The sequence below is a fragment of the Vibrio sinaloensis DSM 21326 genome, from assembly GCF_000189275.1.
Lineage (GTDB): Bacteria > Pseudomonadota > Gammaproteobacteria > Enterobacterales > Vibrionaceae > Vibrio > Vibrio sinaloensis.
This window is the reverse complement of the sequence record NZ_AEVT01000065.1, coordinates 1-20513: the sequence shown is the minus strand read 5'-3', so window position 1 is coordinate 20513 and position 20513 is coordinate 1. Positions and strand designations below refer to the sequence as shown.

Below are 20513 nucleotides of genomic sequence, written 5' to 3'. Positions count from 1 at the left end.
TATCGAACTTTACAACCAAGACGGTGTAACTGTTGACCTAACTGGTGACGTTGAAATCCGTTACAAGAAAAGCCTAGCTGAAGACTCTGAACTGAAGCAAGAAATCGACGATGCAGACTTTGGTTTTGACACTCGTTACGCAGTTAACGACGATCTACAAGTTGGTGCTTTCCTAGAGTTCTCTGGTGACAACAGTGACCGTGCTACAGGTAACACTTCTGTAGGTAACGTATACTTCGGTTTCTACCACAACGAATTCGGTACTCTAAAAGTTGGTAAACTAGATACTCAACTTGACGATGCTGGTATCGGTTCTGACTACCTATTCGGTGTTCAGTCTTTCTTCCAAGATGCTGATTTCGGCGGTGAAGAAGCAGTACGTTACGACCTAGACAAAGGCAACTTCTACTTCGGTCTTGGTCTAATCCAAGACAAGCACAACGCTAAAGCTATCGGCGAAGACGGTCGCTTCTTCGACCTTAAAGTTGGTGCTCGCGTAGCAGACTTTGACTTCACAGCATTCTACGGTAACGCTGACCTACAAGGTACTAAAGACGGTAACGCTCTAGACGCAAAAGAATCTATCATGGCTCTAGAAGCGCGCTTCGCTGGCATCGAAGATCTTAACCTAGAAGCTGGTTACTACCGTACTGATAACGATCCTAAAGCTGGTGACAAAGAGAACACTGATACGTTCGCAATCGCTGCTGACTACACTATGGGTAAAGTATCTTTTGCTGGTGGTGTGAGCAACACTTCTTACAGCAAAGATGGCGTAGATTCTCACTCTGACTGGTTCCTAAACACTGGTTACGGTATCGCTCCAAACACTACTGTTTACGCAGAAGTTGGTGGTACTAGCGAAGACGGTAAAGAAACTGGTTACGGCGTAGGTATCAAAGCTTCATTCTAATTGATGCTTAACTACTAAGTACAGACGAGCCACCCTTAGGGGTGGCTTTTTTTATACTAAGTGTCTTAAAACGTTATGTATTTTCTGATGGCTGACTGTTACTATCGGAAAGTAGAAATTGGAACTTCTAGAGAGTGTGAATATGAATAAGTGGTTTTTGGCTCTTTTGACCTGCACAAGTTTTGGTGCGAGTGCTGCAACTCTGAGCCCAGAAAAAGGATTATCAATCCTATACGTCAATGGGCAAGAGAGTGAATCAAGCATTTCCTCACAAGAGATTCCTGATGGGCAGGTACAAGTTGTTCTGCGAACAGATAAAAAAGTAGGCCGTGGAAACTCTGCAAAAGTATTTACCTCAGACCCGTATGTTGTCTCTTTCAAAGTCACTGGCGATGAAGTAAAAATTAAAAACCCGCCTGTTCGCAGCTACCAAGAAGCCGAGAAGTCATTTAAGGGTGAATCACCAGCATGGGTCATTTCACAAGATGGTGTAGAGCTAAACTATGAACAAGAAAAGCTTCCGTCCAAGTCTACGGTATTCCCTTATCTTGCGATTGATAGCTTAGTTACTGAGTACAACATCTCAAAAGGTATTTACTTTGATAACGGTGTATTGGTTTCTGCACCAGTCGCTGTTCAAGTAGCGACACAGGAAACAGGAGTATCACCTGCGTCTGAAGTCGCCAAAGCGACCACGCCAAACACTAAAGAGGCGCTGACACCTGATGTCTCGAGTGTCGAGCAGCTTAAAGCTTGGTACTTAAAGGCCTCGAAACAAGAGCGTAAAGAATTCCGTCGTTGGATGATTGATCAAGAATAGTCAAGGATCAGTCTTTCAATAATAAAGAGCGAAGTAATCACTACTTCGCTCTTTTTGTTTGGCGCTTAATTAGATTAATTACCGCTAATTAATAAAGCATTCTGATTGTTTTAGCGCAGCCTCGATCGCTTGAACCAACTGCTTGATGTTCTCTTCACTGCTGATATACGGTGGCATCATATAAATCAGTTTGCCGAATGGACGAATCCAAACCCCCTTTTCGACAAATAGCGCCTGTATAACTTCCATGTTGACCGGTTTGTGGGTTTCGACCACGCCAATGGCACCTAACCAGCGAACATCAGCGACGAGAGGGTGAGCCGTTAGCTCAGGTAACAACCTTGAAAAGGTCGTTTCAATCTGCTGTGTCTGTGTTTGCCATTGGTTGGTTGCCAGCAGCTCCATACTTGCCGTTGCGACAGCGCAGGCGAGTGGGTTCCCCATGAAGGTTGGCCCATGCATAAAGCAACCTGCTTCTCCACCACACACGGTATCGGCTACCTGCTTAGAAGCCAGCGTGGCTGATAAAGTCATGTAACCACCCGTTAACGCTTTACCAACGCATAGAATATCAGGTTGTATGCTGGCGTGCTCACAAGCAAACATTTTGCCGGTTCGGCCAAATCCGGTGGCGATTTCGTCCAAGATAAGAAGTATGCCGTATTGGTCACATAGCGATCTGACACCTTGTAAAAATCGCGGGTGATAGATGCGCATCCCACCAGCACCTTGCACTATCGGCTCAAGGATGACGGCCGCAATTTCATCATGATGCTGCTCGAGTTTTGCTTTGAAGTCGTCTAAGTCTTTTTCATCCCACTCCTGCCAGTACCCCGTTTTTGGTGATGCGGCAAAGATATGCTCAGGGAGAAAGCCTTTATAGAGCGAATGCATTGAATTGTCTGGATCGGTAACCGACATCGCTGCAAAGGTGTCACCGTGGTAACCGTCGCGTAAGGTTAAAAACTTAGGCCGCTTTTCTCCTTTAGCATGCCAATACTGCAGTGCCATTTTCAGACTGACTTCCACTGCAACCGAACCTGAATCAGCAAGGAAGACATGCTCTAAGTTGTCTGGTGCGAAGGCGAGCAGCTTTTTACACAGCTCTATCGCGGGTGTATGAGTAATACCACCAAACATAACATGAGAGACTTGATCGATTTGGTTGTGAGCGGCTTGATTTAGGTGAGGGTGATTGTAGCCGTGAATGGTTGACCACCAAGACGACATGCCATCAACTAGCTTAGTTCCATCTTCAAGTTCTAGTTCAACACCGTGTGCAGCACGAACGGGGTAGCAGGTCAGAGGTGTCAAAGTGGAAGTGTAAGGATGCCAGATATGGCGGCGATCAAAGGCGAGATCCATTGCGAAAGCTCCGTAGTAAATTGGTTAAAAATAAACCAATTGTAAACTTTTGTTTTTGTAAGTTGTTGACAGTCTACATGTCGCGGTTAGACTAGCCAAGTAACAAATCTAATAACGAAAGGAAAGCACGTGGAAGTACGTCACAATTGGACTGTTGGGCAAGTTCGTGAGCTCATGGATAAACCCTTTATGGACTTGCTGTTTGAAGCTCAGCTAGTTCACCGTCAATACCAGCAACACAACCATGTTCAAGTCAGTACGCTGTTGTCGATCAAAACAGGTGCTTGTCCGGAAGACTGCAAATATTGTCCGCAAAGTGCGCGCTACACGACGGATATCGAGAAAGAGCGCTTGATGGAAGTCGAACGTGTTTTAGATGCGGCGCAAAAAGCGAAAAATGCAGGCTCGACGCGATTCTGTATGGGTGCTGCATGGAAAAACCCTAAAGCCCGCGATATGCCTTATTTGCGAGATATGATTTCTGGTGTCAAAGGTATGGGTCTTGAGACTTGTATGACGTTAGGTATGTTGACCTCGGATCAAGCAAAAGAACTGGCTGACGCTGGCTTGGACTACTACAACCACAATCTGGATACCTCTCCTGAGTTTTACGGCAGTATCATTACTACACGTACGTACCAAGATCGTCTAGATACCTTGTCACATGTTCGTGATGCGGGTATGAAAATTTGTTCTGGCGGTATTATTGGTATGGGTGAGAGCGCTAATGATCGAGCCGGTTTATTGGTTGAATTGGCGAACCTTCCTACTCATCCTGAAAGCGTGCCAATTAACATGTTGGTAAAAGTGAAGGGTACACCACTTGAAAAGGTTGATGATGTTGAGCCATTTGATTTTATTCGCCTAATTGCGATCGCGCGCATTATGATGCCTAAATCCGCTGTGAGGCTCTCTGCGGGTCGCGAAAATATGAACGAGCAAATGCAAGCGCTGTGCTTTATGGCGGGCGCGAACTCAGTGTTTTACGGCTGTAAACTTCTAACCACTCCAAACCCTTCTGAAGATAAAGATATGATGCTGTTTGATAAACTCGGTATCAACAGCCAGCAAGTTTCGCAAAAACCGGACGAAATAGAAGAAAATGATCTTCTTGATCGTGTTGTCGAGCGTGTGGCCGCTCGTCCGGCGAAGGACGATCTATTCTACGATGCCAGTGTTTAAGCGGCGCATTGACGATGCGCTATCGCAGCGACAGACCCAAGGACTAACGCGAAAACTGAATTGTTTAGCCAGTGCTAATCATGTTCAATTTCGCGCTGAAGATCAGTCATTTATTAACTTTTCGAGCAATGACTATTTGGGGCTCGCGAGTGACAAGTCATTAGGGAAGGCGTGGCAGCACGGCATTGATCTTTATGGCAATGGCAGCGCGGCGTCTCCCTTGGTGACCGGCTTTTCAGTTGCACATCAAGAATTAGAGTCTGCCTTATGCGAATGGCTAGGGTTTGAACGCGCGATTTTGTTTAGCTCTGGCTTTTCCGCTAACCAAGCCTTGTTGTTTAGTTTGCTTGAAAAAGGAGATCTTCTGCTTCAAGACAAGCTGAATCATGCTTCTTTGATGGAAGCGGGTATGCTATCCCCAGCAACAATGAAACGCTTTAAGCACAACGACATTCGTTCTTTGCAGATGATGCTAAAGGAGAATGCATTGGTTGTGACGGAAGGGGTGTTTAGTATGGATGGAGATCTATCTCCTCTTCGGGATATCCAAGCGACTTGCCAGTCCAAAGCATGGCTTATGGTTGATGATGCTCATGGTATCGGGGTTTTAGGCTCTGAAGGGCGAGGAAGTTGCCAGCACGCTGGAATTAAGCCCGACGTATTGGTCGTCACTTTTGGCAAAGCGTTTGGCTTGTCTGGTGCAGCGATTTTATGCGATAGCCAAGTGGGTGACTACCTAACCCAATTCGCAAGGCATCATGTTTACTCTACGGCGATACCACCCTCGCAAGCGCATGCGCTGGCCCACGCTGTTGGTATGCTGCGCACAGAGCAGTGGCGTCGAGACAAGTTAGCTGAGCTGCAAAATGCTTATCGCGCTGCGTGTGGACCCCTTCCTGGCTATGTTGAAACGCAGACACCGATTAAACCATTTATTATTGGCGACAGCGCAAAGTCTCTCGATGTAGCTCAACAACTGAAACGCCAAGGGCATTGGGTGACCGCAATTCGTCCTCCAACGGTGGCCAAGAACACAGCGCGTTTGCGGTTTACCTTAACAACAAACCACACCGTAGACGATGTGAAAGCATTGGGTCAAAGCTTAACGAGATTGTTAGAGGGGATGGAGTAGTGGAACGAGCTCTAGATGTGGATCTTTTCTCACAAAATGATAAGACGGCGATCGCTGATGCGTTTGGCAAAGCAGCGGCAACCTATGATGCTCATGCGGCTTTCCAGCGTGACGTTGGTCATCGACTGCTTGACTTAATACCGTTAGACCTTACGGGAAGAACAGTGCTCGATCTCGGTTGCGGTACAGGCTATTTTTCGCAAGTTTTGCAGCAGCGCGGCGCTAAGGTGACGTGTGTTGACCTATCGGCTGAGATGCTGCAAGCCGCTAAATCTCGTTGTGGTACAGACAATATGACCTACCAACAAGGAGATGCTGAGCAACTGCCTTTTGCATCTGGTCGTTTTGACTACGTGTTCTCTAGTCTTGCTTTGCAATGGTGTGACGACCTTTCCATTCCATTGAAGGAAATGCGTAGAGTGACTAACGAATCAGGACGTATTGTTTTTTCAACGTTGCTGGACGGTTCGTTGTTTGAGCTAAGACGTTCATGGTCGAAAATTGACTCATATCAACACGTGAATGATTTTATCACCACCAATCAGGTAAAAATTGCGTTAGCGCAATCCGGGTGTAGTAACCATCGACTAGACTTGCCCTCGATCACAGTTTGGTATGACACGGCATTCTCTTTAATGCGTGATTTAAAAGGCATAGGAGCGAACCATGTTAACGGGCGCTCACATGGCTTGACCAGTCGGAAAGCTTTACTCAACTTAGAGCGCGAATACCAAACGTTCAAAAACCATCAGGGTCTTCTACCTGCAACATATCAGGTTTGTTTAGGGGTTATTAATCGATGATTGATGCATTTTTTATTGCTGGTACGGATACCGATGTTGGAAAAACAGTTGCTTCTAAAGCAATTCTAAACGCTCTTGCTACCAAGGGTTTAAAAACGATTGGTTACAAACCAGTCGCAGCGGGTAGTGACAAAACTGAATTGGGATTTCGCAATTCAGATGCACTGTATTTACAAAACGCTTCCACCGTTGAAGTTGCGTACGATGACGTCAATCCATACGCACTTGAGCTACCTGCTTCACCGCATATTGCAGCGCGACATGAAGGTGTTGACATCCAATACTCGGTGTTGAGTAACAAGTTGGATGAACATAAGCAAGATTCAGATATCGTTTTGGTCGAAGGCGCTGGCGGTTGGCGTGTGCCTGTGTCCGATTCAGACTGCTTGTCTACTTGGGTGCAGCAAGAAAAGCTTCCTGTTGTGCTAGTGGTGGGCATCAAACTGGGGTGTTTAAGTCACGCGATGCTGACATACGATGCGATCAAATCTGATGGTCTTGAAGTAGTAGGCTGGGTGGCAAACCGAATCAACCCAGGTACCGAGCATTACGCCGACATCATTGAAATGCTAGAAAGCAAAATAGATGCGCCTAAGCTGGGTGAAATCCCTTATGTGCCTAGTGTCAAACGTAAAGATCTCGCCAAGTATATCAACGTCGAACCGCTATTAAGTCGTTAATAGAACGAATTAGAAATGGAAAAGGGCAGCGTCAGCTGCCCTTTTTTGTTTGTTTAATCTAAGCTTACTTCTCGCTACTTAGACCAACCATTGCCTGCTGCATTTCATTAATGTGAGTTTGCGTCGTTTGCTCAGATGAAATACCCAGTTGTTGTTTTGCTTCTTCCTCTGAAATACCAAGGTGACAGCAAAGTAAATCAATAGCCATTTGATAGTTGCTAGTTTCAACCATGATGTTATCCCTTATTCCCATGGATTTTTAATCTAAGCAAAATCTAGCAGGTTTGACATCAGGTGCAATAAGACCAAAGTCTAATGCTTTTGTTTTACTGTTATGCATTAGGTTTCTTTTATTGATAAGGTCAATCAGATGTCTTAATTTGGCAGAAAACTGACGCTAGAGAAAACAAATGTTTCAATTTGCGACTTAACCTTGTTTTTAAACAAGTTAGACTATATCTATAGAGTAACTAATCAGCGTTGGTGACTGTGTCTCCAACGCAAAAATATAATAAGCTTCCAGTTTCGGAGGAAAGTAATGAAGCGTGTAATGTTGTTCCTCGCAACAAACTTAGCCGTTGTTTTAGTGCTAAGTGTTGTTCTAAATATTGTTTATGCTGTCACGGGGATGCAGCCAGGTAGCTTATCTGGACTTCTGTTAATGGCGGCTGTATTTGGTTTTGGCGGTTCGTTTATTTCGCTGATGATGTCAAAGAGTATGGCGCTTCGCTCCGTTGGCGGTATGGTCATTGAGAGCCCGCGTAACGAAACTGAGCATTGGCTACTTGAAACAGTCCGTCGTCAGTCAGAGCAAGTGGGTATTGGTATGCCTACGGTAGCGATCTACGATTCTGCTGACATCAACGCATTTGCAACCGGCGCCAAACGTGATGATTCATTAGTGGCAGTGTCTACTGGCTTGTTGCACAACATGACTCGAGATGAAGCGGAAGCCGTTCTTGCGCATGAGGTAAGCCACATTGCAAACGGTGATATGGTAACGATGACTTTAATGCAGGGTGTTGTGAACACCTTTGTTATCTTCCTATCGCGTTTTATCGCCAATATTGTTTCTTCTAATGGTGATGAAGAGGAAGGCGGCAGCAATATGATGGTTTACTTTGGCGTTTCCATTGTACTTGAACTGGTGTTTGGATTCTTAGCGAGCTTTATTACGATGTGGTACAGCCGTCATCGTGAGTTTCATGCTGATGCCGGTGCTGCCCAGTTGGTTGGTAAACATAAGATGATAGCCGCCCTTGAGCGCTTAAAAGTGAGTCACGAATCTCAGCTTGAAGGCTCTATGATGGCGTTTGGTATCAACGGTAAGCGCTCGATGGCTGAGTTGCTGATGAGCCATCCACCACTCGACAAACGTATCAATGCACTGCGCAATTCATAAGCTAATTGCTAATTAATTGAAAAGGCTTGGTTTAATACCAAGCCTTTTTTGATCCAACTTTTCCCTATCCCCGTAGAAGCCTTCAACAGTTTTACACAATTTTTATTTGTACAACTTTTAGAGTTGTTCTATCTTAAATGTTGTACATAAAATATTTATGTATAAGTTTTCAGGAGGCGGGAAATGGATGTTGAGTCGGTTGGTACCATTTACCAGCATTTAAACAAGGCAAATCTATACCTCCTTGATGAGGTCTATCATCAGGATGTGGTATTTGAGGACGCAGCGCATCGCTTAGAAGGTTGGGATGCACTACAGAAATATTTTGAGACCTTGTATGCCAATGTGAAGCGTTGCGATTTCATAATAAAAGAGCACCAGCAAGTGGGTGACAGTGGTTTTCTCACTTGGACCATGAATCTTGAACACCCTAAGTTGCAAAAAGGGACCCAGGTGCAAGTCAATGGTGTCAGTCACCTTAAGTTTCATGAAGGAAGAGTCATTTATCATCGAGATTACTTTGACTTAGGCGAAATGCTGTATGAAAACTTGCCCGTTCTCGGCGCGGTGATTAAATCCATCAAGCAGAGGTTAGGTCAATGAGCTGCGTATTTATCACAGGTGCAACGTCAGGAATTGGCCTCCAACTCACAAAAGATTATGCCCAAGCAGGTTGGCACGTTATCGCCTGTGGGCGTAATAAAGATAAGCTTAAAGAGTTGCAAGACACCCACCATACTGTCACTGGGCTAGCATTTGATGTGACTGACCTAGATGCAGCCAAAGCAGCACTAAAGGATCTATCCACCGAGCCACAATTATGGATTCTCAATGCAGGTGACTGCGAATACATAGATGATGGCGTCATTGACGCGGCTCTGGTTAAGCGAGTGTTTGATATCAATGTTATCGGGCTCGTGAACACCATCGAGGCATGTCAACCACGTTTCAGCCCAGGGCATCGAGTCGCAATTGTTGGCTCCATCGCTAGTGAAATGGCACTTCCAAGAGCGGAAGCTTATGGTGCTTCAAAAGCAGCGGTAAGTTATTTAGCGCGTACATTGCAGGTTGACTTACGACCAAAGGGGGTCGAGGTTTCTGTGATTTATCCAGGCTTTGTTGCTACTCCTCTCACCAATAAAAATACGTTTCCTATGCCGATGATGGTCAGTGTAGAACAAGCCTCGCAAGCCATCAGGTTGGGGTTGAGTAAGGGGAGGCCACACATTTACTTCCCGGCAAAATTTACCTCCATTTTAAGACTAATCGGTTTATTGCCATACCGCTGGCAGAACACAATCGCAGCTAAGCTAATGACCAGTTAAAGGAATTGATGATGAAAATTGCAATTATAGGTAGCGGGATATCGGGTCTGACTTGTGGCTATTACTTGTGTAAAGAGCACGACATTACTCTGTACGAAGCAAATGATTATATTGGTGGTCACACCGCAACTGTCGATGTTGAAGTCGATGGTCAAAGCTATGCGGTAGACACGGGCTTCATCGTTTACAACGACAGAACGTACCCTAATTTCATTGCCATGATGAACGAAATTGGTGTGAAGGGGCGACCTACTCAAATGAGCTTCAGTGTTCGTAACGATGAGAGTGGTTTGGAGTATAACGGTCATACTGTCTCGACCTTGTTTGCTCAGAAGCGTAATTGGTTTAATCCAAAGTTTTATTCCTTTATCTTCGAGATTCTGCGCTTTAATAAACTGGTTAAAGAAGTGGTAGAGCTTGGAGAGGGGCAAGGTCAGACTCTCGGGCAGTTTCTCGAAGCAAACAGTTTTAGCGATTATTTTTGTGACAACTACATCATGCCGATGGGGGCGGCCATTTGGTCATCAACCCTGGCGGATATGCGAGCTTTCCCACTCGGTTTCTTTGCGCGGTTTTTCTTAAACCATGGCTTACTCGATATTACGAATCGACCACAGTGGTATGTGATTGAGGGTGGCTCGCGGGCTTACATTGAACCTTTAACTCAGCAGTTTAAAGATAAGATCATGTTATCAACCCCGGTTGAGCGAGTGACTCGAGACTCAATGGGGGCAACGGTGTACACATCCGACGGAGCGCAACATTATGACCATGTGATTTTTGCCTGTCATAGCGATCAAGCGCTCGCGCTCATCGATGATGCTTCGGCTCTTGAGTGTGAGATTCTCGGCGGTCTTGAATATCAAGAGAATGAAGTAATACTCCACAGTGATGAACGTTTGCTGCCCAAGCGCAAAGCAGCGTGGGCATCTTGGAACTACTGGCTAGATGGCGGTGAAGGAGAGCAGCAATCACCACCAAGACTCACTTACAACATGAACATACTGCAACACATAGAGAGCGATACGACGTTCTGCGTTTCTCTTAATAGCTCTGACTCTATTGCAGAAGACAAAATCCTGCGTCGCTTTCATTATCATCATCCGGTTTTCAACCAGACGTCACTCCAATCACAACAGCGTCGCGAACAAATTAACGGCATTAATCAAACTTGGTTCTGCGGTGCTTATTGGTACAACGGCTTCCACGAAGATGGTGTGCGTAGTGCTTTAGACGTGGTGAAAGGACTAAGTAGTCTTGTCACTCAATATCCTCAGAAAGGAGCGGCATGATGAACCCGAGCGACGCCAGCAGTCTATTGGTTGGGGATGTCAGGCACCGACGTTTATCCCCCATCAAGCATGAGCTCAAATATCCGCTTTTTATGCCTTGCCTCGATTTAGACAGGCTGGAGGAATTAGAGCAAAAGGTGTGGTGCTTTGGGCGTCGTTGGTGGCATTGGGCCCGATTCAAGCGCGAGGACTATGTTGGGGAAGGTGACATCAAACAGGCGGTTATCGATAAGGTTTACGAGCTTACTGGAGAGCGAGTGTCTGGGCGCGTAGAAGCGGTTGTTCATCTGCGTTATTTAGGTATCTACTTCAGTCCGGTCAACTTCTACTATCTTTATAACCAAGAGGGTGAGTGGAAGTATCTATTGGCTGAGGTCAGCAATACGCCTTGGAACGAGCGTCATTACTACGCGATTCCTGCTCGCCATAACGGAGAGTTTGAGCACGAAAAAGCCTTTCACGTTTCTCCGTTCAACCCAGTAGAACAACACTATTTTTGGCGAATAAAGCCTTTAGATAAAAGGTTGTTCGTCCATTTGGAATGCCATAGAGACAACAAAGAGTTTGATGCAACACTGTCGATGCGAAAACAACCCCTCACATCGAAATCTTTATTAAAACAACTGATCGTTACACCAATAATGGCAGTAAAAGTAGTCACTGGAATTTACTGGCACGCATTCAAGCTTTGGTTAAAAGGGGCGCCTTTCTACAGCCACCCAAAATACCAAAATGAAAACAATGCTCAACAAAAGAGAAAGCAAGCCAAGGAGCATAGAACATGATCAATTCTCAAGCCTTACCGTATCCGGGGCAATTAACTACCGGGCAAAAAACTGCTCGAGGCGTCGCCCTAGCGTGCCTGAAAAAGATCAATACAGGTAGTCTCACCGTCGTTGAAGCGTTCGACGACGACGCGCCAGTTCAGCGCACAGTATTTGGCACACCACGCGAAAACGAGCCTAAAGCACTCATTGAGGTTAAGAACCCGGCATTCTATGCGAGATTGTTAACTGGAGGGAGCATAGCTGCGGGTGAGTCTTACATGGATGGTTGGTGGGACAGCCCGGATTTGACCACTTTGATGGAACTGATGGCGCTCAACCTCAATGCTTTGGATTCAATTGAAAATCGCACCAGTTTGCTGTCCAAACTGTCATATAAGGTTGGCCACTGGTTAAACCGTAACACCGTGGCAAACTCGCAAAAGAATATTCACGCCCATTACGATCTGAGTAACGATTTGTACAACACTTTTTTAGATAGCAATATGCTGTATTCGTCGGCAATTTTTGCCTCTAAAACGGATTCATTGGAGCAAGCACAAATAAACAAAATGGAGCGCTTGTGCCAACAGCTTCAGCTTAAACCAGATGACTCGGTGATTGAAATTGGTACCGGTTGGGGGGCAATGGCGATTTATATGGCAGAGACATACGGTTGCCACGTTACGACTACAACCATTTCAGAAGAGCAGCATGCCTACACTAAACAGCAAATTGAACAGCGCGGCTTAACAGATAAGATCACCTTGCTAAAAGAGGACTATCGCAACCTTACCGGAACTTACGACAAGCTGGTATCGATTGAAATGATTGAAGCGGTGGGTAAGCAATTCCTGAACTCTTATATCCAGAAATGCCAGTCGTTACTTAAACCACGAGGTTTAATGGCAATTCAAGCCATTACCATCGCTGACCAACGTTATGACTATTACAGTAACAATGTCGATTTTATCCAAAAATATATTTTTCCGGGTGGTTTCCTCCCTTCAATTACGGCGCTCACCCAAGCAGCTACCAAACAAAGCGACTTGGTGTTAAGAGATCTTTTTGATATTGGTGAGGACTACGCCAAAACACTTAATGCTTGGTATGTCAGATTCAATGCGGCTGAAAAGCGAGTTCGAGAGCTAGGTTTCGATGACACCTTTATCAGAATGTGGAACTACTACTTTTGCTACTGTGAGGGTGGCTTCAAGGCAAAAAGCATCAGTACTGTCCACATGACATTCCAGAGGCCTTAGCATGACGACGCAGCGTTTATTGTTAATCTCTACTTGGTTTCAGATTGTGTGGTTCCTTGCCGTTGTAGGTAGAGAACCTTGGCAACTGTTGACCGCGTCGCTAGTTGCTTTAACGCTGCTAATCAGTGTCCGCTCCACCCATTTTAAACTCGGCCGCTTTTTACTTCTATTTGCGTTTGGGGTGTTTGTTGATTACCTCAACTTGTCGCTGGGTCTATTTTCGTTTGAGTCGTCATCGTTTCCTATCTGGCTAGGAGCGTTATGGGCGATATTCCTCTGGTATGCGTACTATCTGCTGCCATTACTGAACCGTTATCCATTTGGTCTCGTATCAATGTTATGTGGAGTTGCTGGCGCTCTCAGTTATTTCGCAGGTATGAAATTGGGAGCCGTTCAATTCCCGATAGGTGTCGGGGCTACCTTAGCGGTACTGTTCGCCGAATGGGTACTCATCATTAACGTTATAAATAAGGGTTACGGCCATGAAAGTGATCCAGAAAACGATTCTCGCAGCGTGCGCCAGTAGCGTGTTCATCTCACAGGTAGCGCTATCATCGAACGCAGGGACAGAGCAACATTGGGGGCAGTGGCCTTCAGTCGGCCAAGCTCAGCTATCTGTGTTCATTTTTGACGTTTACCAATCTAACCTCAAGACCCCGACTGGGGATTATCTTCAGCAAGATGACGTCACACCACATCCTCTAGCGCTGTCCATTGACTATCAGAGAGACATTTCTCAACGGCAACTGATCGATGCGACAGAAGAGCAATGGCAAAAGCTTGGTTACGGTGACGCTGAGAGGAAGCACTGGATTAGGCAGCTTGATCAAATCTTTCCTGATATCGAGGAAGGACAAAATCTGACCTATGTAACCGATGGACAATATGGTCAGTTTTACTACACAACGGCTTCTCAGACAGCACCCAGTATGATTGGTACTGTTAATGATGAAGCCCTAAACGATGCCTTTTTGTCGATATGGTTATCGCCAAAAACGCAGTACCCTGAACTTCGCTCGCAATTGATAGGAAATGAGTAGTGATAAGAAAATTACGGGTTCTCGTGTTGAGTTTCGTCTTACTATTGGCGGGCTGCTCAGCGGATTTACAAAGCTATCAAAGTGTATCGCCTCGCTTTCAGTTGTTTGAGTTCTTTGAAGGAGAAACGTACGCTTGGGGAATGGTACAAGATTACGCTGACAAACAGACCCGCCGTTTTGAAGTGGCAATCTGGGGCAGCGTCGAAGGTGATGTCCTCACGCTGGTGGAAGATTTTGAATTTGATGACGGTGAAACAGATCAGAGGATCTGGGTGATTACACGCGGTGATGACGGAACGTATGTTGGCACCGCTGACGACATCATCGGTCAGGCGACCGGAAAGGAGGTTGGCAATGCGCTTCAATGGCAATATGACTTTGAACTGCAACTTGACGATAGCTCAGTAGTGGTTACGTTCGACGACTGGCTGTACCGTCAAGATGAGAAACACGTTTTCAACTTAACTAAAATCAAAAAGTTCGGCCTAGAAGTGGGGCAAATAACGCTGTTTTTCCAAAAGCAATGAATCATTTATAGTGTCGCTTTCAAACCAACTAAAACGGGTTAGCACCGGAGTGCTAACCCTTTATTCTATCTATTTTAGAGATTTTTAAAGCTTATCTGTCAGTTCAATCGCTTGACCGATGTAATTTGCTGGAGTCATCTCTTTCAGGCGTGCTTTCTCGTGCTCAGGTAGCTCAAGACCATCGATGAAGTTACGCATTGCTTCACCGTCGACACGCTTACCACGAGTCAGCTCTTTCAGCTTCTCGTATGGTTTCTCGATACCGTAACGACGCATAACGGTTTGTACAGGCTCTGCAAGTACTTCCCAGTTTTGGTCCAGTTCAGCAAGCAGCGCTTCGCGGTTAACTTCTAGTTTGCTGATCCCTTTCAGCGTCGAAGTGTATGCGATGATTGCATAGCCAACACCCACACCTAAGTTACGTAGAACCGTAGAGTCAGTGAGGTCACGCTGCCAGCGAGAGATAGGCAGTTTCTGTGCTAGGTGGCCGAATACAGCGTTCGCAAGACCTAGGTTACCTTCTGAGTTTTCAAAGTCGATTGGGTTAACTTTGTGCGGCATTGTTGATGAACCAATTTCACCTGCAATGGTTTTCTGCTTGAAGTGACCTAGTGCGATGTAGCCCCAAACGTCACGATCGAAGTCGATAAGAATGGTGTTGAAGCGGGCCACGGCGTCGAACAGTTCTGCGATGTAATCGTGCGGTTCGATCTGAGTTGTGTAAGGGTTCCAAGTAACGCCTAAAGACTCAGTGACGAACTCTTCAGAGAATTGGTGCCAATCCAACTCAGGGTATGCAGAAAGGTGTGCGTTGTAGTTACCTACAGCGCCGTTGATTTTCGCTAGGATCTCAACATTTTCGATTTGCTTGAACTGACGCTCCATACGGTACGCAACATTCGCCATCTCTTTACCCATTGTTGATGGAGAAGCTGGCTGGCCGTGAGTACGAGATAGCAGAGGAATGTCTCGGTATTCAACAGCAAGAGCTTTGATAGCGTCAATTAGGTTGCGGATTTCTGGAAGAATGACCGTTTCACGCGCTTCTTTTAGCATTAGAGCGTGCGATGTGTTGTTGATATCTTCAGAAGTACATGCAAAGTGGAAGAACTCATTAACGGCGTGAAGCTCAGGAACATCAGCTACTTTCTCTTTCAAGAAGTACTCGACCGCTTTTACGTCGTGGTTAGTCGTACGCTCAATCTCTTTAATACGGCGCGCGTCTTCTTCCGAGAAGTTAGCAGCAAGGTCGTCTAGGAATTGATTTGCTTCGGCACTAAATGAGGGTACTTCGGCAATTTCAGCAGTCGCTGCAAGCTTTTGTAGCCAGCGGATTTCAACGATTGTACGGTACTTTAAGAGTCCGTATTCACTAAAAATCTCACGTAATGCAATTGTCTTGCTTCCGTAGCGGCCGTCTACTGGTGAAACAGCAGTCAATGCTGACAGTTCCATGATGTTCTCCTGAGTTGAGTTTCTAAATTTCGTGTGCTTTATACCAATATAAGACTCGTTTGTCGACACTATTGCGCAAACGTTTGCGTTGCTTATGTTTTAAGACAAAAAATTTTGGTACAAATAATAAGCTCGCGACAAAGCGCGAGCATACGTAAGAGCTATTACATTCTAGCTAAAAGGATTTGTGCTTGTTCGACCATCTTCTTGCGACCGAAGATAAGGTGACGACGTTTGCCACCAACTTGTCGCCATAGAACAGCGCTGCGAATGCCTGACAGCAATAAAGCGCGCACCTTATGTTGATTCGTAGTTTGCTGTAAAACGGAAGGCGTGCCGGTCACTTGAATTCGAGGACCAATTGGGCTGACAACATCTAAGTAAACGCTAGCAAGGTTGCTGATCATCTGATCGTCTAGCAACTCAAAATGATCAAGCTGGCGCTCAAGCATCTGGATACGGTCGCCTAATTGTGACATGGCATCGTTTCGGCTACCTAGTTTGCGCTCCAGTGCCATCAAACTGATGATGTAACGAGTGATCTCGCTACCGGTTGGTGTGCTATCGATCCCTTTAACTAGGCACTCTAAACCCAGTTTAAGGTCTGACTCGCGACCATAAACACTCACCGTGTTACTCGGATTAGTATTCATGATCGCTTTCAATGAAGTCTCAAACGCGTCGTTGTCGCAGTGACCGTTTTTCGCAACTTGTTGAACCAAAGCAACGGCTTGGCAAATCCCTGCGAATGCGATAGTGCGGTCATATAATGCGTTAGCCACGTAATAGTACTCCTAGTTAATTCGAATTAAATGCGCTTCTCGATGATACCACCACCAAGACAGACTTCATCTTGGTAAAAAACCGCTGATTGACCTGGTGTCACAGCAATTTGAGGTTCGTCGAAAATGACTTTAATGTTTTCATCATCAATTGGGATAATTGTACAAGGAATGTCCGTTTGACGGTAACGTGTTTTTACCGTGCACTTCAAAACATCCTTAATTGGTGTGCGATCTACCCAGTGTAATTGAGAGGCAATCAGACCTTCAGATTTTAGTAGCGGGTGATCTTTCCCTTGTACCGCAATCAATACGTTACGCTTAAGGTCTTTGTCACCAACAAACCAAGGCTCTTCGTTACCGCCACCGCCTTTTTGGCCACCGATGTGTAAGCCTTTACGTTGGCCTAAGGTATGGTACATCAACCCTTGATGCTGGCCGATGACTTTACCTTCTGGTGTTTCGATGTCACCTGGTTGAGCGGGTAGATACTTACCTAAGAACTCAGTAAATTTGCGCTCGCCAATAAAGCAGATCCCTGTTGAATCTTTTTTCTTTGCAGTGATAAGGTCTTGCTCTTCAGCAATACGTCGAACTTCTGGTTTTTCAAGCTCGCCAACAGGGAACAAGCTACGTTCAACCTGGTCACTGCTCAAGGTATACAAAAAGTAGCTCTGATCTTTATTGCTGTCTAAGCCACGTAACATTTGTGCCTTTTCCCCATTTTCAGGGAAGGTACGACGCACGTAATGGCCCATAGCGATATAATCCGCGTCTAAAACCTCGTCTGCAAACTCTAAGAAGGCTTTAAACTTGATTTCTTTGTTACAAAGGATGTCTGGGTTAGGGGTTCGACCCGCTTTGTATTCTGCTAAGAAATACTCAAAGACATTGTCCCAGTACTCAGCAGCAAAGTTTATGGTGTGGAGGTGAATGCCTAACTTATCACACACCGCCTGAGCGTCAGCCAGATCTTCAGCTGCTGTGCAATATTCTTCGTTGTCATCTTCTTCCCAGTTCTTCATGAACAAGCCTTCTACTTGGTAGCCTTGTTGTTTTAGAAGATAGGCAGAAACAGATGAATCAACCCCGCCGGACATTCCGACGATGACTTTCTTTTGGCTGTTGTCAGACATTACTAAACACCACTTAATTTAACTGGACGCAGATTTTATCAGAAAGCGATTCAAGGGGACAGATCCGCGATCGAACTCACACTTCGAAAATTGTCGAAGTTTTGCTCGGTTAATCACTATATCTGCGCTTTAATCACCCTAGAGTGTCTATATGTGGCATAGTTAGCCAAATTCAAGACCAAAGAGAATCAGATAATGAGTGAAGAAAACCAGATCTTCGAAGAATCGCAGTTGATTGAAGTAGTCGAAAACCAACTTGAAGACGGTAACCCATTAAAAGTTAAAGAAACTTTGATGCGACTAATGATGACAGGCACAACTCGTGACGAGGCGGTTGCGATGATGGCCTGTGCGATGTCAATTGAGATATTCGACGTGATGAAAAACGAAGGGGAGTTTAACCTAAAACGTTATTCAGACAATCTTGATCGTTTGCCAGACTTGAGCTTTATGGAAGGCGAATAACCCCTCTTATTTACTACTTGATGAATAACGATCAAATTAATTGCCAATGTAATCGTTTGCTATACTTCAGATTGTTGCCGCGCTAGTGACTGCGCGGTAGAATCCGGCATCTTTTCATCCCTTATTCAGAACAATTTGATATGAAATTTCCTGGTCAACGCAAATCGAAGCACTACTTTCCAGTCCATGCTCGTGATCCGCTTGTAAGCCAATCACAAGAAAGCAAGAAAATGTCTCGCACTCACATCATTGGTATTGACCAGACATTGGTGGATATTGAAGCGAAAGTAAGCTCCGAGCTTATCGAGAAGTACAAGTTGAGTAAGGGGCACTCTCTAGTTATCGACGATGAAACGGCGGAAGCTCTATATAATGAGCTAAAGGAAAACGAGCTGATTACCAACGAGTACGCTGGCGGTACCATTGGTAACACATTACATAACTACTCTGTACTGGCTGATGATCGCTCGACCTTATTGGGAGTAATGAGCCAAGACATTAAGATTGGCAGCTACGGTTATCGCTATCTATGTAACACTTCGAGCCGTATGGATCTGAATTATCTTCAGGGTGTAGAAGGGGCGATTGGCCGTTGTTTTGCGCTGATTACCGAAGACGGTGAACGCACCTTTGCGATCAGTGAAGGTCAAATGAACCAACTTCATCCTGATAACATCCCAGAAAAAATCTTTAAGAATGCTTCAGCCTTGGTCCTAACGGCTTATCTAGTTCGTTGCAAGCAAGGTGACCCAATGCCAGACGCAACAATGCGCGCAATTGAGTATGCGAAGAAGCATGATGTGCCTGTGGTATTAACACTAGGCACCAAATTTGTAATCCAAGATGATCCTGAATTCTGGCAGGCTTTCTTGCGTGATCATGTTTCTGTTGTCGCGATGAATGAGGATGAAGCTGAAGCCTTAACTGGTGAATCTGACCCGTTAGCGGCATCAGATAAAACGCTTGAGTGGGTCGATTTAGTGCTATGTACTGCTGGGCCTGTCGGGCTGTTTATGGCCGGATACACTGAAGATGCGGCTAAGCGTGAAACTTCGTTACCTCTGCTACCAGGCAGCATTGCAGAGTTCAACCGATTTGAATTTAGTCGTCCTGCTGTTAAAGATAACTGCGATAACCCAATTAAAGTTTACTCGCATATTTCCCCATACATGGGTGGACCAGAGAAGATCAAGAACACAAATGGTGCTGGTGATGCGGCACTATCTGCACTTCTTCACGATATGGCGGCGAATAAATACCACAAAGAGAATGTGCCAAACTCAAGCAAACACGCGCATGCTTATTTAACTTATTCTTCGTTCTCGCAGGTTTGTAAATATTCGAACCGTGCAAGTTATGAGGTGTTAGTTCAGCATTCTCCACGTCTTTCTCGAGGACTTCCGGAGCGTGAAGATAGCTTGGAAGAAGCGTACTGGGAGAGATAACCCAGCAGAGCAGCCCCGTGTATTAAAGGGCTGCTTTTGTTTATCAGGTAATAAAAAAGCGCCTCTAAAGGCGCTTTTTTGTATTCCATGTTTCTTATCGTTAAATAAGAAAATCATCCAAAGATTTACCTGCGTCTAGCTGCTCTTGGATTGCTGAAGGTGTACGACCTTGACCAGTCCATGTTTTTGTTTCGCCGTTTGCATCAACGTATTGGTATTTTGCTGGGCGAGGAGCACGCTTAGACTTAGTTTTAGTCTTGCCTTTCTCACCAGCTAGTGCAGAAATAAGTGCTTCTACATCAATACCATCTTTGGCAATTTGCTCTGCGATTGCAGAAAGTTTCGCTTCCTGTTCAGCCGCCGCTGCACGCTCAGCTTCTTCAGCTTCTTTACGCTCCGCAACAACCGTTGACAGTTTGTCTAGCGCTTCTTCAAGTTGTTCCAGAGTTAATTCACGCGAAAAAGCACGTAGGCTGCGAATGTTTAATAGTGTTTTTGTTAGTTCCGACATATTCCAATCTCACTTGTATAAGGAGTGCCTAATATGAAGATAATAATCTTGTTTTCTGATTATTACAATATATCAAATGTAAATTTAGTTAAATCCTTACAAATATAGAGCAAGTAAAGTAATTTGCTATTTGTATTAAGTTATTTTCGTTGAGCACGAAGACTTTTCTGTACGTGTTTAAACCATTTTAGTAAATAACCACTTACACTAAC

General features: G+C 45.2%; 23 protein-coding genes. 17 read left to right on the top strand and 6 right to left on the bottom strand.

What is annotated here, in order from left to right:
* The first annotated feature begins 1 nt into the window (after position 1).
* Positions 2-913 (top strand): porin, encoded by a 912-nt coding sequence (locus tag RH45_RS11485; RefSeq protein WP_050796259.1) that lies wholly within the window; start codon positions 2-4, stop codon positions 911-913.
* A 142-nt stretch (positions 914-1055) separates the two neighbouring features.
* Positions 1056-1733: a DUF2057 family protein gene (locus RH45_RS11480; protein ID WP_008077289.1), complete on the top strand. Its 678-nt coding sequence runs from the start codon at positions 1056-1058 to the stop codon at positions 1731-1733.
* An 84-nt stretch (positions 1734-1817) separates the two neighbouring features.
* Here RH45_RS11480 and bioA read toward each other — a convergent pair whose 3' ends face one another.
* Positions 1818-3098, bottom strand: coding sequence for an adenosylmethionine--8-amino-7-oxononanoate transaminase (gene bioA / locus RH45_RS11475; RefSeq protein ID WP_008077288.1), 1281 nt, complete (start codon positions 3096-3098; stop codon positions 1818-1820).
* A gap of 129 nt (positions 3099-3227) precedes the next feature.
* Between bioA and bioB the strand changes: the two genes are divergently transcribed.
* The 4 genes from bioB to bioD are packed head-to-tail and all read left to right on the top strand — an operon-like array spanning position 3228 to position 6895.
* The gene (gene bioB / locus RH45_RS11470) at positions 3228-4280 is read left to right on the top strand and encodes a biotin synthase BioB (RefSeq protein ID WP_008077287.1); all 1053 of its coding nucleotides are present in this window, start codon (positions 3228-3230) and stop codon (positions 4278-4280) included.
* The gene (bioF, locus tag RH45_RS11465) at positions 4267-5412 is read left to right on the top strand and encodes an 8-amino-7-oxononanoate synthase (RefSeq protein ID WP_008077286.1); all 1146 of its coding nucleotides are present in this window, start codon (positions 4267-4269) and stop codon (positions 5410-5412) included. The genes bioB and bioF overlap by 14 nt, the downstream gene beginning before the upstream one ends.
* Complete coding sequence (gene bioC / locus RH45_RS11460; protein WP_008077285.1) at positions 5412-6215, top strand: malonyl-ACP O-methyltransferase BioC; 804 nt, start codon at positions 5412-5414, stop codon at positions 6213-6215. The genes bioF and bioC overlap by 1 nt, the downstream gene beginning before the upstream one ends.
* Positions 6212-6895 (top strand): dethiobiotin synthase, encoded by a 684-nt coding sequence (bioD, locus tag RH45_RS11455; protein ID WP_008077284.1) that lies wholly within the window; start codon positions 6212-6214, stop codon positions 6893-6895. Before bioC ends, bioD begins: the two co-directional genes overlap by 4 nt.
* A 64-nt stretch (positions 6896-6959) precedes the next feature.
* Here bioD and RH45_RS23555 read toward each other — a convergent pair whose 3' ends face one another.
* Positions 6960-7127 carry a hypothetical protein gene (locus RH45_RS23555; protein WP_008077283.1) on the bottom strand — a complete coding sequence of 56 codons (168 nt, stop codon included), beginning with the start codon at positions 7125-7127 and terminating at the stop codon, positions 6960-6962.
* Positions 7128-7433: 306 nt separating this feature from the next.
* On the opposite strand from RH45_RS23555, the gene htpX reads away from it, so the two are divergent.
* From htpX to RH45_RS11410, 9 genes are all read left to right on the top strand, one after another.
* Positions 7434-8297: a protease HtpX gene (htpX, locus tag RH45_RS11450; protein WP_008077282.1), complete on the top strand. Its 864-nt coding sequence runs from the start codon at positions 7434-7436 to the stop codon at positions 8295-8297.
* A gap of 183 nt (positions 8298-8480) precedes the next feature.
* Positions 8481-8900, top strand: a complete 420-nt coding sequence (locus tag RH45_RS11445) for a nuclear transport factor 2 family protein (RefSeq protein WP_008077281.1) — start codon at positions 8481-8483, stop codon at positions 8898-8900.
* Complete coding sequence (locus RH45_RS11440) at positions 8897-9622, top strand: SDR family NAD(P)-dependent oxidoreductase (protein ID WP_008077280.1); 726 nt, start codon at positions 8897-8899, stop codon at positions 9620-9622. The genes RH45_RS11445 and RH45_RS11440 overlap by 4 nt, the downstream gene beginning before the upstream one ends.
* Before the next feature lie 11 nt (positions 9623-9633).
* Positions 9634-10914 carry an NAD(P)/FAD-dependent oxidoreductase gene (locus tag RH45_RS11435; protein WP_008077279.1) on the top strand — a complete coding sequence of 427 codons (1281 nt, stop codon included), beginning with the start codon at positions 9634-9636 and terminating at the stop codon, positions 10912-10914.
* Positions 10914-11699 (top strand): DUF1365 domain-containing protein, encoded by a 786-nt coding sequence (locus RH45_RS11430; protein WP_008077278.1) that lies wholly within the window; start codon positions 10914-10916, stop codon positions 11697-11699. The genes RH45_RS11435 and RH45_RS11430 overlap by 1 nt, the downstream gene beginning before the upstream one ends.
* On the top strand, positions 11696-12940 hold the full coding sequence (locus tag RH45_RS11425; protein WP_008077276.1) for an SAM-dependent methyltransferase: 1245 nt from the start codon (positions 11696-11698) through the stop codon (positions 12938-12940). Before RH45_RS11430 ends, RH45_RS11425 begins: the two co-directional genes overlap by 4 nt.
* Position 12941: 1 nt before the next feature.
* Positions 12942-13466, top strand: coding sequence for a DUF2878 domain-containing protein (locus tag RH45_RS11420; protein WP_008077274.1), 525 nt, complete (start codon positions 12942-12944; stop codon positions 13464-13466).
* On the top strand, positions 13423-13980 hold the full coding sequence (locus RH45_RS11415) for a chalcone isomerase family protein (RefSeq protein ID WP_008077273.1): 558 nt from the start codon (positions 13423-13425) through the stop codon (positions 13978-13980). The genes RH45_RS11420 and RH45_RS11415 overlap by 44 nt, the downstream gene beginning before the upstream one ends.
* Positions 13980-14507: a DUF3833 domain-containing protein gene (locus RH45_RS11410; RefSeq protein WP_008077271.1), complete on the top strand. Its 528-nt coding sequence runs from the start codon at positions 13980-13982 to the stop codon at positions 14505-14507. Before RH45_RS11415 ends, RH45_RS11410 begins: the two co-directional genes overlap by 1 nt.
* Before the next feature lie 84 nt (positions 14508-14591).
* Here RH45_RS11410 and purB read toward each other — a convergent pair whose 3' ends face one another.
* The 3 genes from purB to mnmA form a co-directional block, all read right to left on the bottom strand.
* Positions 14592-15962: an adenylosuccinate lyase gene (purB, locus tag RH45_RS11405; protein WP_008077269.1), complete on the bottom strand. Its 1371-nt coding sequence runs from the start codon at positions 15960-15962 to the stop codon at positions 14592-14594.
* Between the two features lie 164 nt (positions 15963-16126).
* The gene (hflD, locus tag RH45_RS11400; protein WP_008077267.1) at positions 16127-16744 is read right to left on the bottom strand and encodes a high frequency lysogenization protein HflD; all 618 of its coding nucleotides are present in this window, start codon (positions 16742-16744) and stop codon (positions 16127-16129) included.
* Positions 16745-16770: 26 nt separating this feature from the next.
* Positions 16771-17880 carry a tRNA 2-thiouridine(34) synthase MnmA gene (mnmA, locus tag RH45_RS11395; protein WP_008077265.1) on the bottom strand — a complete coding sequence of 370 codons (1110 nt, stop codon included), beginning with the start codon at positions 17878-17880 and terminating at the stop codon, positions 16771-16773.
* A gap of 195 nt (positions 17881-18075) precedes the next feature.
* Here mnmA and RH45_RS11390 point away from each other — a divergent pair, with 195 nt between their 5' ends.
* Both RH45_RS11390 and RH45_RS11385 read left to right on the top strand, forming a co-directional pair.
* Positions 18076-18345 carry a hypothetical protein gene (locus tag RH45_RS11390; protein WP_008077263.1) on the top strand — a complete coding sequence of 90 codons (270 nt, stop codon included), beginning with the start codon at positions 18076-18078 and terminating at the stop codon, positions 18343-18345.
* A 140-nt stretch (positions 18346-18485) separates the two neighbouring features.
* Positions 18486-19790, top strand: a complete 1305-nt coding sequence (locus RH45_RS11385) for an inosine/guanosine kinase (RefSeq protein ID WP_008077261.1) — start codon at positions 18486-18488, stop codon at positions 19788-19790.
* Positions 19791-19890: 100 nt separating this feature from the next.
* Here the strand turns inward: RH45_RS11385 and RH45_RS11380 are convergent, their stop codons facing one another.
* Positions 19891-20301 carry an H-NS family histone-like protein gene (locus RH45_RS11380; protein WP_008077259.1) on the bottom strand — a complete coding sequence of 137 codons (411 nt, stop codon included), beginning with the start codon at positions 20299-20301 and terminating at the stop codon, positions 19891-19893.
* Positions 20302-20513 lie beyond the last annotated feature (212 nt).

Excerpts from the sequence above, each read along its gene's own strand:
- RH45_RS11480 (WP_008077289.1), top strand. The coding sequence starts at position 1,056 with ATGAATAAGTGGTTTTTGGCTCTTTTGACCTGCACAAGTTTTGGTGCG.
- bioA (WP_008077288.1), bottom strand. The coding sequence starts at position 3,098 with ATGGATCTCGCCTTTGATCGCCGCCATATCTGGCATCCTTACACTTCC.
- bioF (WP_008077286.1), top strand. The coding sequence starts at position 4,267 with ATGCCAGTGTTTAAGCGGCGCATTGACGATGCGCTATCGCAGCGACAG.
- bioD (WP_008077284.1), top strand. The coding sequence starts at position 6,212 with ATGATTGATGCATTTTTTATTGCTGGTACGGATACCGATGTTGGAAAA.
- RH45_RS23555 (WP_008077283.1), bottom strand. The coding sequence starts at position 7,127 with ATGGTTGAAACTAGCAACTATCAAATGGCTATTGATTTACTTTGCTGT.
- htpX (WP_008077282.1), top strand. The coding sequence starts at position 7,434 with ATGAAGCGTGTAATGTTGTTCCTCGCAACAAACTTAGCCGTTGTTTTA.
- RH45_RS11445 (WP_008077281.1), top strand. The coding sequence starts at position 8,481 with ATGGATGTTGAGTCGGTTGGTACCATTTACCAGCATTTAAACAAGGCA.
- RH45_RS11440 (WP_008077280.1), top strand. The coding sequence starts at position 8,897 with ATGAGCTGCGTATTTATCACAGGTGCAACGTCAGGAATTGGCCTCCAA.
- RH45_RS11435 (WP_008077279.1), top strand. The coding sequence starts at position 9,634 with ATGAAAATTGCAATTATAGGTAGCGGGATATCGGGTCTGACTTGTGGC.
- RH45_RS11430 (WP_008077278.1), top strand. The coding sequence starts at position 10,914 with ATGAACCCGAGCGACGCCAGCAGTCTATTGGTTGGGGATGTCAGGCAC.
- RH45_RS11425 (WP_008077276.1), top strand. The coding sequence starts at position 11,696 with ATGATCAATTCTCAAGCCTTACCGTATCCGGGGCAATTAACTACCGGG.
- RH45_RS11420 (WP_008077274.1), top strand. The coding sequence starts at position 12,942 with ATGACGACGCAGCGTTTATTGTTAATCTCTACTTGGTTTCAGATTGTG.
- RH45_RS11415 (WP_008077273.1), top strand. The coding sequence starts at position 13,423 with ATGAAAGTGATCCAGAAAACGATTCTCGCAGCGTGCGCCAGTAGCGTG.
- purB (WP_008077269.1), bottom strand. The coding sequence starts at position 15,962 with ATGGAACTGTCAGCATTGACTGCTGTTTCACCAGTAGACGGCCGCTAC.
- mnmA (WP_008077265.1), bottom strand. The coding sequence starts at position 17,880 with ATGTCTGACAACAGCCAAAAGAAAGTCATCGTCGGAATGTCCGGCGGG.
- RH45_RS11390 (WP_008077263.1), top strand. The coding sequence starts at position 18,076 with ATGAGTGAAGAAAACCAGATCTTCGAAGAATCGCAGTTGATTGAAGTA.
- RH45_RS11385 (WP_008077261.1), top strand. The coding sequence starts at position 18,486 with ATGAAATTTCCTGGTCAACGCAAATCGAAGCACTACTTTCCAGTCCAT.
- RH45_RS11380 (WP_008077259.1), bottom strand. The coding sequence starts at position 20,301 with ATGTCGGAACTAACAAAAACACTATTAAACATTCGCAGCCTACGTGCT.